This is a genomic window from Marivirga sp. (assembly GCF_024636815.1).
Lineage (GTDB): Bacteria > Bacteroidota > Bacteroidia > Cytophagales > Cyclobacteriaceae > Marivirga.
In genome coordinates, this window is the sequence record NZ_JAGXGF010000065.1 from 1 (window position 1) to 11,529 (window position 11,529).

The window sequence follows — 11,529 nt, forward strand, 5'->3', positions numbered from 1 at the left end:
GTATTGGTGATTTCTTTTATCGCTTTTACGGTAAGAGGAAAGAAATCCGATATACAGGGAAATATCTAAATTCCGTTAATCCTTTAACAGAAAATTATGCAGGAGGATATATTCGATTTAAGCCAAAAGAAAATTGGCAATTACAAGCCAATGCTGAATATGAATTAAATGGAAATTATCAGATTGGAGCTAGCTTGAATGTGCCATTTCTAACTGTTAGCGCTAAGAGCATGCAATTTGCTTCTCCTTTCTTTTATGAACAGCATTTAGGAAACCATGATTATTGGCGTAATGATTTTGGAAGTGAGCAAGTTCAACAGCTAAGTGGGAAATTGGATATATACTGGAAAGATTATTTTAGAATTCAGCCAAAGTTAGATTTAAAAGTTGTGAGCAATCATATGTATTTCGATACTTTGGCAATGCCGCAGCAATCGAACGGAATTGCCACTTTAATTCATCCTGGTATTGAAACTAAAGCCAAATATGGCGCTATGAACTTGGATGCAAATTATATTTATACAATCAAGGAAGGGGCCGATGCTGAGTTATTTCGAATTCCTGAACATTTCCTAACCTTAGATTTGTATTATCATAAAGTGTTTGAAGGGAGACTGGAAGCTAGAATTGGTGCTGAAGCGCATTATAAATCTACTTATTTTGCGAATGACTATGATCCGGTTATTCAGCAATTTTATTTACAGAATTATTTTGAGGTTCCCGGTTATATGCTTGTTGATTTATATGCAAGTGTAAAAATCAATACAGCTAAATTATTTATTAAGTTCAGACATTTAAATCAAGACATAACTGCAGGTGGATATTTTACTACTCCATATTACACTGGACAGGAAAGAGTACTTGATTTTGGATTAACTTGGATGTTTTTTGATTAAATATTAGCTTCAGTAATCTAAAAATGGAAAAAGAAAAATTCACTTTAGGATTAGAATTACCTACCGATCCACGATGGGTCAACATAGCTGAAAAAAATATAGAAGATATTTTAGTAGATCATGCTTATTGTGAGCAAAAAGCGGCAAGCTCATGTATCAGTTTAATTATTAATTTTCCTGAGATGGATGAAATGGTAAAACTGATGACACCTGTAGTGGCAGAAGAATGGTCCCATTTTGAAAGAGTATTAGAACAGCTGGAAAAGAGAGGTTATAAGCTAGGTTCTCCACGAAAAGATCATTACGTTTCCCAATTGATGAAATTGGAAATAAAGGGAGGAAGCCGAAAATTTCAATTAATGGAAAAGCTCTTAATCAATGCCCTAATTGAAGCCAGAAGCTGTGAGAGATTCAAACAATTGCATCTACACATTCAAGATGATGAATTAAAGAAATTCTACTATGAATTAATGATCTCTGAGGCAGGTCATTATAAAAATTTCCTGAAATTGGCAGAAAGCTATCAGTCAAAGGAGATAGTGAGAAAACGTTGGGCAGAATTATTAGCTGCTGAAGCTGAAATAATGAAGAATTTGGAAGTCAGAGAAGATCGGTTGCATTAATATTGAATAATTATCACAGTTACTCTTTTAAATTTAAGCGGTTTCACAAATAATAAGATGTCTTTTAATTATATCAAAAAGGATTGAATAAGGTTAAAGCAAGATTAAAACTTGAAGTTTCTCATGAGATATGGTGAAATTTTAATATTGCAAATATAATTTGATTATTAAGGAGCGGGAAGGACGACAAAAATGTGGCCAGATGAGGATGTGGGCTGCAGCATATTTTTGTCTTGACTTTTTCTTTCTTTATTGTCAAAAAAAAGAAAATGAAGAAACTGGGAAATATACTTTAGGCTATATTTCTATCAAAAATGTCTAAAACTTCATATTCTACAATATGACTAGATTTTAAGGGGTATTCTATGAATATTTCCTGAATAAAGTGGTTTTAACCCAATTAATAAGATTTTATTTATCAAGAGAACTCTAATCGAAATTTACAATTCATATAGTTTTATTTATACTTATTCAAACTAATAGCTTTCTGCCGAGTAGATTTAAACCTTTTAACATCATCCTTTCTCAATGCCTCATGCTTAGTTTTTCTGCCCTGAACTCGCTTTCTCCACATTCTAAAGCTTGAAGGCTTCATTTCCTTACGCATGATTTTAATCGTTTGCTTTTCCGTAATACCAAACTGGTCATAGATAGCGTCAAAGGTGGTGTGGTCTTCCCAACCCATTTCTACTATTCTGTCAATCTCCTCAGGCCTTAAATCTTTGATTTTTATCATATTTACAGAACAGTTGTGAGCATTCTTTGTTTTGTCTTTTAAATTAAATCTAAAACCTGTCAGGTTTTTTTAATTCATTTCTAACAGGCTTAAAATCTTTTGTAAATTTTCAATCTGTGAAACCTGACAGGTTTAGTCCTTCTCTAACTCGCAATAATGGAATTGAGGTATAAAAGCATCTGATAAAAACACCAAGATTAATAAAAGAACATATAACTAATCAAAATTGCAGCAACAATCCCGACTGCATCGGCTATCAAGCCACAAGTTAGAGCATAACGGGAATTGCGGATATTTACTGATCCAAAATAAACCGCTAACACATAAAATGTAGTTTCGGTTGAGCCTTGCATCACACTTACCAATCTTCCCACAAAAGAGTCAGCTCCATGAACTTCCATGGCATCTACCATCATACCTCTGGCACCACTGCCACTGAGTGGCTTCATTAAGGCAGTAGGGATACTAGGTACAAAGTCTGTGTTTAAGCCTGCAAAAGCTACCACAGCCTCCAGACCGTCTTTTAAAACCATCATGGCTCCAGATGCTCTAAATACTCCCACTGCTACCAAAATAGCTATTAAATAAGGAATGATCATTATCGCATAATTGAAACCTTCTTTAGCTCCTTCCACAAATGAATCATAAACATTTACCTTTTTGCGGACAGCCAATACTATAAAAGCAATGATAATAGAGAATAGTATGAAATTGGCAATATTGGATGAAATTGGTCCGATTTCGGATTGACTTAAACTACTAAAAAACCATATGATTCCAGCAATTACAAGACTTAATAAGCCTAAAGAAAGTAATACGTTTTTATGAAAAAGATTAATTCTTTGTACTAATGAAACGGCTATCAATCCACTTAGAGTTGAAAAGAATGTAGTAAGTAAAATCGGTATAAAAACATCTGAAGGATCGGCAGCTCCTAATTGTGAGCGATAAACCATTATGCTTATTGGGATGATGGTTAATCCTGAAGTATTTAACACCAAAAACATGATTTGGGCATTGCTGGCAGTATCTTTTACAGGATTTAATTCTTGCAGACTGTGCATAGCTTTTAAACCTAATGGTGTGGCTGCATTATCCAATCCGAGCATATTAGCTGATATGTTCATCAACATCGCACCCATGGCAGGATGATTTTTTGGGACTTCTGGAAATAACCTGGAGAAAAGGGGAGAAGTGATTTTGGCTAAAATGGCTACCATCCCACCTTTTTCACCAATCTTCATAATACCTAACCATAAAGACATCACTCCTGTAAGCCATAAAGATATCTCAAAACCTAGCTTGGCATTATCGAAGGTAGCTTGAGTGAGTGCTGGAAATATTTCCATATCGCCCATGAAAATCCATTGGACTAAGGCAAAGACAAATGCAATCAGAAAAAATGCAATCCAGATGTAATTGAGAACCATAAGCGCAATTAATCACTAAAAACAAGATTATGCAATATTGAGGTAAAAATATAAGGAAAGAAAATTTTTTCAATTTTTGAAACCTATTTCTTTTATTTACTTACTTTTAACTAGATTTCAGTTATATTAATACTTGATAATGAAAGAGGTTAATAAATATATCGACAAAATTAAAAAGCTATGTATTGATAATAATGTGAAATCATTATTTGCTTTCGGCTCGGTTATAAATGATAAACTAAGAGCAGATAGTGATATTGATTTTGTTGTAGATATAGATGATAAAGACCCACTTTCATATTCTGATAAATATTTCAACCTAAAATTTAATTTGGAAGAGATATTTAAAAGAAAAATTGATTTACTGGAAATGAAAGCCATAAAAAACAAATTCCTAAAACAAGAAATCGAGAAAACGAAACTTCCTGTTTATGGAGAATGAAATCAATACATGGCTAGAGGATATTCATCAAGCTATTAAAGAGATTTACTTATTCTTACCCGAAAAAAGAGATTATTTTGAATTCTTAAAAGACTTATAAGGTAGGCGAGCAATTGAAAGAAATCTTGAAATTATTGGTGAAGCAGTTAATAGAATCCTAAAAGTTAAACCTGATTTTCCAATCAGAAACGCTAGAATGATTGTCGATACTAGAAATAGAATAAGTCATGGTTATGACAGCGTTTCGGATGAAATTATTTGGTCTATTGTAATAAGAGATATAGTAAAATTAAAGTCTGAAGTTGAAGACTTATTAAATGAAGAATAACTCCTTTTCACAAATTAAAGAACAACTCTTTCCGTATTACTTAAGCCGCAATTTGTAATAAATCCATAGTTTTCAGATATTCATTTTTTCAACCAACCTTTGAATTGATGAAAGAGGATTTTTTGCATTACGTCTGGAGATACCAAAAATTTGATACCACTGATTTAAAAACTTCTGATAACGCATTAGTAAAAGCCATTAAAACAGGTTTCGCACATTCCAACTCTGGTCCTGATTTTCAGCAGGCTAAAATCCTGATTGATGAAATGGAATGGAACGGTGCAGTAGAAATTCATATCAAATCCTCCGATTGGAACCGTCACAATCATCAAACTGACCCCAATTACGAAAATGTAGTTTTGCATGTGGTATGGAAAAATGATGAGCCCATTCAACATCCGGATGGTAGTAGAATTCCCACTATTGAATTGAAAGACAGAGTGGATTATAATCTGATAGAAAAATATCAAAAGCTACAAAGCTCACAAGATGATATTCCTTGTGCAGGGCATTGGGCAGAAATAAGTGATTTACATAAATCGGAAATGCTGGAGAAAGCACTGGTAGAAAGGCTTTATCATAAATCTGGAAAAGCAAAAACGCATTTCGAAGAAGGAGCTCAAAACTGGGACCAGGCTTCTTATTTTATGCTGTTGTCGGCTATGGGATTCAAAGTCAATCAACATCCTTTTGAGCGCTTAGCTGAAATTCTTCCTTATCAACTGATTAAGAAATATAGCTCATCAATTTTTCAATTGGAAGCCTTGCTTTTTGGTATCTCAGGCTTTTTAGCTCAGGATTTTGAAGATGAATACCCGAATAAGCTGAAAAAGGAATGGGAGTTTCTAAATCATAAACATAAAGCAACTTTGGGAAGTGAAATGCATTTGCACGAATGGCGATTTTTGCGCTTGCGTCCTGCCAATTTCCCCACTATAAGATTAGCTGAATTAGCCCAAATTTTACATTTATTTCCCTCACTCTTCGATGCTTTTGTCACTGATATGGATTTAAAGACTATTCAAAAACGATTAAAAGTAAAAGTATCCGATTATTGGTTGAACCATTATCAGTTCGATAAGGAAAGTAAATTTCGCAATAAACAATTGGGACAAAATTCAATTAAAACCTTGATCATAAATTGTATTCCTCCATTATTAGCACTTTATGCCAATAGTGTGGGGGAGGAGAAATATATGGATAAAGCCATTGCTTTATTAAATGACTTAAAAGCAGAAAAGAATTATATTACCAAAAAATTCTCTGTTTTAGGAGAAGAAATTAAATCTGCATTTGATTCACAAGCCATGATTCAACTTCATAATGAATATTGCCAACCTAAAAAGTGTCTGGATTGTAGCATAGGCTTTTCCATTCTGAAAGCATGATTTCACTGATCATTCATATTCTGATTATTGCTGCAATTTTTATTGCAGTCATTCGAAAAATATCAGGAGTGGATGATCGAATTATTTTCAGTACTTTTTCGCTCTTAAAAATCAGTTGTGGGATATTAATGGGCTTATTGTATTGGTCATATTATGGAGCAGGTGATACCATTTTCTTTTATGAACAAGCACAAGCCTTATTTCAATATTTTAAGACCGACAGGATCTCACTTTCTGAATGGACTGGATTTGCTCCCTTAAGTTTGTCACAAGCTGAATTTTCAGCCCAATCAGAGCCAAGAACCTTCTTTTTTGTTCGATTGATGAGCTTTCTTTATGCTTTTACTCAAGGAAATTATTGGGTTATGAGTATTTATTTAAGCTTTTTTTCAGGATTGGCTACTTGGGCTTTTGCTCATGAGCTCGTGAAATTTTCCAAAGAAAATAGACTTGTTATTTACATTGCGTTGCTTTTTATTCCTTCTATTACTTTTTGGAGTTCAGGCTTGCTAAAAGAAAGTATAATGACTGTCGCAATTTATGTTCTAGGTTTTTCCATTTTGAAATGGATGGTCAAACCTCAAAAATGGCTGTATGCGATTGCTGCAATTTTAAGTATTTTTGTACTATGGAAAGTGAAATACTATGTCCCTATTACTTTATTACCGATAGTACTTTTAACACTACTATTTTCTAAGTCTAAATTTTTAGAAAAATACAACTTTCCGAGAAAGTTGATATTATATTATATTTTTCTGATAGTGGGAGGAATTGCCATAGCTTTTATCCATCCTGTTTTTCATAGTGGTCGCTTTTTTGAGCTAATTCGAATAAGTCATGATGTAATTGCACAAAACTCTAATGAAGCCCTAATTTATTTTCAGAATTCAGACGGCAATGTTTTATTTGTTCTACAAAATTTGCCTTTGGCTTGGTTTACAGGCATATTCCGACCTTTTGTTTGGGAACCTTATAGTCCTATATCTTTAATGTGGGCTTTAGAAAAAGGAATATTTACACCGTTTGCAATTGCTTGCATAATCCTTTCTTTTAAAGTTAAGTTTACTCAAAATGAAAAATGGTGGGGAATTGCCATTTTGATTTATGTGAGTGTTTTGTCTTCAGTTATCACTTTAGCAACACCAAACTTCGGGACATTAATTCGCTATGAAGTAGCTTATATGCCTTTTTTATGGCTTTTGGTTTTAATAGTTTTAAATAAGTACAAATTGAAGAGTCAATCTAAAACTTTAAAAAAATCAGTTTTTTAAAATATGCTTTAAGCAATAAGGAGTATAAACAAGAAGTGTATTAAATATCACTGCACCAACTCATCATTTTTCCATTCACCTTCCAACTTCACATTTCCATCCTTATCGTATAAAGTTCCTTGGCCGTTTCTTTTATCATTTTTCCATTGACCTACGTATTTTTCGCCTGTATTCCAATAATAAGTGCCTTGCCCTTCTCTTTTATCATTGACGTATTCACCTACATATTTATGACCATCTACCCATTTGTATGTGCCCTTTCCATGCTTCATATTATTCTTCCAATCACCGTCATAAACGCTATTTGAGCTGTAATGTCCAACACCTTCGCCATTGGCTTTTCCAAATTTCACCTCTCCAAAATAAGCTATTTTGGTTCCATTGGCATTATAAAATGTTAGCCTTCCCAATTCCGCTTTATTTTGAAGCTGAGTTTCTTTTTGTTCTAATTTTTGATTTAAAGAAGCTACTTTTTTATTTAATTCCTTTTTTATGGATTCTATTTTTTCCTTATGTTGCTCTTCTATCTCAGTGATTTTTTTATCTATTTCACGTTCCATATTTGCCATTTGTGAACTGCTCATGCTTTGAGTGCTGTCTAGTTCTGATCGTAATGAGTTGAATCGTGCAATGGTCGCTTTCCTGCTTCTCATAAAACTTTTGTCATCAATGGAATCTTCAATTTTAAGATAGATATCCATAGCATCCTCATACTTCCCCGCTAAGAAAAGCTCATCGGCCATTGATTTTTGTCTGTACAATACACTTTGCTGCTCTAAATTTTCCAATTTTGCAGCTTTATTTTGAGCATCCTCTTTAAAATGGTTTTTCCTTTTGCTGATAAAGAAGATAGTTATTAAACAACCTACTATAATCGCAAAGGCTATATAAAGTGATATTTTTTTAATTTTATTCATTTTGGTTAATCTGAAAATTTAATAGTCGGTATTTTTTGTTCTTCTTTTCTAAAATCTAAGGAAATGTAGGTGCTAAATCGAATAATCATTCTTCTTCTGTATAAAGTAGGATCATTTAAATTTTGCCCTGTCGTATACATTAATCCTAAAGAACTCGTGACTCTCGGACTTGCTATATATCCTATATTTCCATATAACCTGAGATCTTCTACAAAACTACCTACTACATTCTTTCCGCTTTGCATAATCAGTTCCATGCTTGGAGAGACATAAAAGGTACCAGGTTTTAATTTATCTCCATTTATAGGGATTTTCATGTAAAAATTGTACCTCCAACGGTTGCCAAATTTGAATTCATCTTTTGAAGCCAGACTTCCTCTTTTCCAACGATGCTCAATTCTGATTCTATTATAAAGCATAAATTTAGGAAAGGGTAGTACGAAAAGGTATTGATGCCAGACCCTTGGTTCAATGTAAATAGGATCATAATCAGGATTATTTGGTTGGGGTGTGAAATTTAATCTTAAGACCCCTCCCACGGTAAAGTTAAAATTAGGAGAAACTACATAGTTTAGACCATGGCGATTGTAAATTTGAGCCATTCTATCGATGAAAGGATTTTCTGAATCTCCGGTTCTTCTATAATGCATTTCGCCTGCCCAATATAATTTTTCGGCTATTCTGAATTTATTGTAGGAACTGAGCCATAAATTGGTGCCAAGCTCTTCAAATTCCGGTTCGAGGTCCTGAGCTGAAAGATGAAAGCAACTGCCTAAAAATATAATTAGTAATAATCTTCTCATGCCGGTTAAAAGCTTAAATCCATTTCTAAAATTTCAGCTGCCTTACCAGCAGTTTTTGCCCTTTTTACTTTCCTCTCCATCCTGTTCGTATTGCTCTCATTCAGTAGGTCAATCATTTCATCATATAGTATTTTAAAATTAGCCTGATAAGCATTCATATTTTCACATGTTAAGGTTTGCATGTTCTGAAATATTCCGGGCAATAATAATTTGTTAAATGCCTTATAAATAGGAGGCTTTGATTTTTCCTCCATATTGGTAAATGTGTAAGGATTAAACACTTCTTTCGTATAAGCTTCGTTTATTTTATAAATACTTTCAGGAGCTTTATTTATGGTGTATATCAACTCTTCAGTACGGCTAAAGCAATTAATTAAAGATTCGATGACCTTAATTTTTTCTTCTGGGCTAGGAATATTAGAATAAACTGCTAGCTCTGCATCAGCAAAATCAATTATGGCTTTAGTAACATCAATCCCAGCAAAATTATCATGCTCTCCTGTGATGAGGGAATCAGCCAAATATTTAATTTTTTCGTATTTAACCAGCATAGCATCTTCCAATGCTACAAGTTTTTCCTCTTTCTGGATTTCATTTAAGTATTCCTTTAAATTTTCTTCTATTAGGTCTAATTCTTGATTTATTACACTCAAAAAAGCAGATAATTTTGATAGATTGGCTTGTGTATTATCATTCAAGAAACTTAAATCAGATTTTATTTTGTAATTAGCTGATAGTGTATCTTTATTAAAGAGATTATTTACAGCTGATTCATTTTCAAGATCAATTTTATATTGCACTAATTTATCCCTGTCAAAAAATTTAAGTTGCCCGTCTTCATGCAGAGAAAGTATTTCCGTAGTAGGCTGTAAAAAGTTACTATTTATATCTTCCAGTACATTTTTGAATTCAGCCACTTTTTTAGTAGAAACGCTGGCTATATTAAATTGCGAATTATTTAAGATAGATTTAGTTTTCCTGAGATTTTCTTCTTGTTTGATTTTTATCTCGGATAGCAATCCTGCCTCTATTTCGGTAATAGCTGATGCTTTTAATTTACTGGAGATGGCCGGCTTAATATCCGATTTAGTGATGGGAGAAAAACTGTCGTCTACCAATTCCAAATTATCCAATAAAGTGAAATATAGATTACTGATTTTATCTTCTTCTTTATATTTCTTCAATAATTCCTGATTATATAATCTGGCTTTAAGTTCAATAATCTTTAAAAACTCATTATTAAGAGTAATTTTCTCCTCTGATAAATTGATATTGTAGGGATCTTCAATTTTGATTTCTTGAATTTCCTGAGCCCTATACAGACGCATAGTCACCAATATGTTGTCCTTAAAAACCCATTCCTTCACTAATCTTTTATCCCCTTTTTCATCTGATTTATAAAAAGACCAAATTCCTTTTGTCATTTCTTCATCACCTAATTCACCTACTAAAACATTATTTTCAACGCTTAATCGGAATTCACCTTTGGCTTTATCTTTTTCAAAATTAATGGTTGCTGTTAAAGTAGTGTCTGTGATTTCTGAATTACGGATTTGCCAATCATAAAGCTTCCAAGAGCCTGTCTTTTTGCCGGCTATAAAATTTCCGATAGCCATAAATTCATTACCATTCACATTATAGGAATAGGTATAGTCTTTATAATAACCCGAACCTGTGGGCTCAAACAATCCTTGAGTTAATTTCCAATCTTTATCTGCTCGATTTTCTATGAAATTACCTTCTACGGCTAAATATTCATATATATCCTCTTGATTTTCAAATTGCTGAGTAAGTTCAAATTCGCCATTATAAATGGTATCATTATCGCTTAGATAGTAGTCATATTTTGCCAGATATTTAGTGTTATTTATAGTATAGGTACTATCATAGGTTTGAATTTTTTGTGCCTTAGCCCATGAAGAGAGGAGAAGTAACAAAATGATACTAAGTAGTATAGACTTTTTGATTTTCTTCATAGATCATAATGAAATTAAAATCAAATGTAATAATTATTTTCTTTAGCCCTAAAAGGGAATTATTAACTTTTGACTTAGGGATTTAAGATTTTCTTAAAATATTGAAATATTATAATAATCTATAACTGAAAATATTATCAAAAATATAAGTTCTGATAACTATTGTCTTCAATAAAATGACTACTGAAAAATTATAGACTGCAATTACCTCAATCTATCCATTGAACGCACCAATCTTTCGTCTTTTCTAATGAATCGCACAGCAAGTGAATTGAATACCAAGGCTATGGCAGGTAAAAATAAGCCATAGCTGTAAGAACCCTGAATACCAGGTAAGAAATTACCCTCAGCCTGAGTGGCCCAATAAGCAGAAAGTCCCAAAGCTGTACCGATTAAAAGAGAGTTAAGTGTAGAAAGCATAATCTGTTTCATTCTCTTTTTGTACATGCCTATGGCAATAAAAGCTACACAAACAGATAAAAGACCCAAAATACCCGGGATTACATACGGATTAAATTCATTTTTCACCCCTTCTTCAGGAGAGGTAACGGTTTCTAAATAAAAAGCAGTTAATGTATAAGATGCACCTGAGTTAGAATCTATTTTTTGCCATAGTGGAGCAAATAAAAATACTAACATCGCTAAGCCTACTATTAATAAAAATACGGTTTGAATTCTTTGAATCATCGAAAAGTGCTTTTTTGTATTTTGCAAATATA

General features: G+C 32.8%; 12 protein-coding genes. 6 read left to right on the forward strand and 6 right to left on the reverse strand.

Annotated elements, in window-relative coordinates; translation table 11 throughout:
* Together Q0L29_RS05050 and Q0L29_RS05055 are read left to right on the forward strand one after the other, a co-directional pair.
* On the forward strand, positions 1–896 hold an 896-nt coding region (locus Q0L29_RS05050), incomplete at its 5' end, for a putative porin (protein ID WP_296619611.1).
* Positions 897–919: 23 nt separating this feature from the next.
* Complete coding sequence (locus Q0L29_RS05055; protein ID WP_296619613.1) at positions 920–1,519, forward strand: tRNA-(ms[2]io[6]A)-hydroxylase; 600 nt, start codon at positions 920–922, stop codon at positions 1,517–1,519.
* Between the two features lie 457 nt (positions 1,520–1,976).
* On the opposite strand, the gene Q0L29_RS05060 is transcribed toward Q0L29_RS05055, so the two are convergent.
* A complete protein-coding gene (locus Q0L29_RS05060) occupies positions 1,977–2,255 on the reverse strand; it encodes a TIGR03643 family protein (protein ID WP_296619614.1) in 279 nt (92 codons plus the stop codon).
* Positions 2,256–2,452: 197 nt separating this feature from the next.
* Positions 2,453–3,685: a nucleoside recognition domain-containing protein gene (locus tag Q0L29_RS05065; RefSeq protein WP_296619616.1), complete on the reverse strand. Its 1,233-nt coding sequence runs from the start codon at positions 3,683–3,685 to the stop codon at positions 2,453–2,455.
* Positions 3,686–3,824: 139 nt separating this feature from the next.
* Here Q0L29_RS05065 and Q0L29_RS05070 point away from each other — a divergent pair, with 139 nt between their 5' ends.
* The 4 genes from Q0L29_RS05070 (at position 3,825) to Q0L29_RS05085 (ending at position 7,114) form a co-directional block, all read left to right on the forward strand.
* Entirely contained in the window at positions 3,825–4,127 is a 303-nt protein-coding gene (locus Q0L29_RS05070; protein ID WP_296619618.1) for a nucleotidyltransferase domain-containing protein, read from the forward strand.
* A 112-nt stretch (positions 4,128–4,239) separates the two neighbouring features.
* Positions 4,240–4,455, forward strand: coding sequence for a HepT-like ribonuclease domain-containing protein (locus Q0L29_RS05075; protein WP_296619630.1), 216 nt, complete (start codon positions 4,240–4,242; stop codon positions 4,453–4,455).
* Positions 4,456–4,562: 107 nt separating this feature from the next.
* Positions 4,563–5,843, forward strand: coding sequence for a DUF2851 family protein (locus tag Q0L29_RS05080; protein ID WP_296619619.1), 1,281 nt, complete (start codon positions 4,563–4,565; stop codon positions 5,841–5,843).
* The gene (locus Q0L29_RS05085; protein ID WP_296619621.1) at positions 5,840–7,114 is read left to right on the forward strand and encodes a hypothetical protein; all 1,275 of its coding nucleotides are present in this window, start codon (positions 5,840–5,842) and stop codon (positions 7,112–7,114) included. The genes Q0L29_RS05080 and Q0L29_RS05085 overlap by 4 nt, the downstream gene beginning before the upstream one ends.
* A gap of 47 nt (positions 7,115–7,161) precedes the next feature.
* Here the strand turns inward: Q0L29_RS05085 and Q0L29_RS05090 are convergent, their stop codons facing one another.
* The 4 genes from Q0L29_RS05090 to Q0L29_RS05105 form a co-directional block, all read right to left on the reverse strand.
* Positions 7,162–8,031, reverse strand: a complete 870-nt coding sequence (locus tag Q0L29_RS05090) for a hypothetical protein (RefSeq protein WP_296619622.1) — start codon at positions 8,029–8,031, stop codon at positions 7,162–7,164.
* A 5-nt stretch (positions 8,032–8,036) separates the two neighbouring features.
* A complete protein-coding gene (locus Q0L29_RS05095) occupies positions 8,037–8,834 on the reverse strand; it encodes a DUF2490 domain-containing protein (protein ID WP_296619625.1) in 798 nt (265 codons plus the stop codon).
* 5 nt (positions 8,835–8,839) lie between these two features.
* Positions 8,840–10,810, reverse strand: a complete 1,971-nt coding sequence (locus Q0L29_RS05100; protein ID WP_296619627.1) for a hypothetical protein — start codon at positions 10,808–10,810, stop codon at positions 8,840–8,842.
* Between the two features lie 204 nt (positions 10,811–11,014).
* Positions 11,015–11,529, reverse strand: a 515-nt coding sequence (locus tag Q0L29_RS05105; protein WP_296619628.1) for a DUF4293 domain-containing protein, incomplete at its 5' end; no start/stop codon positions are given.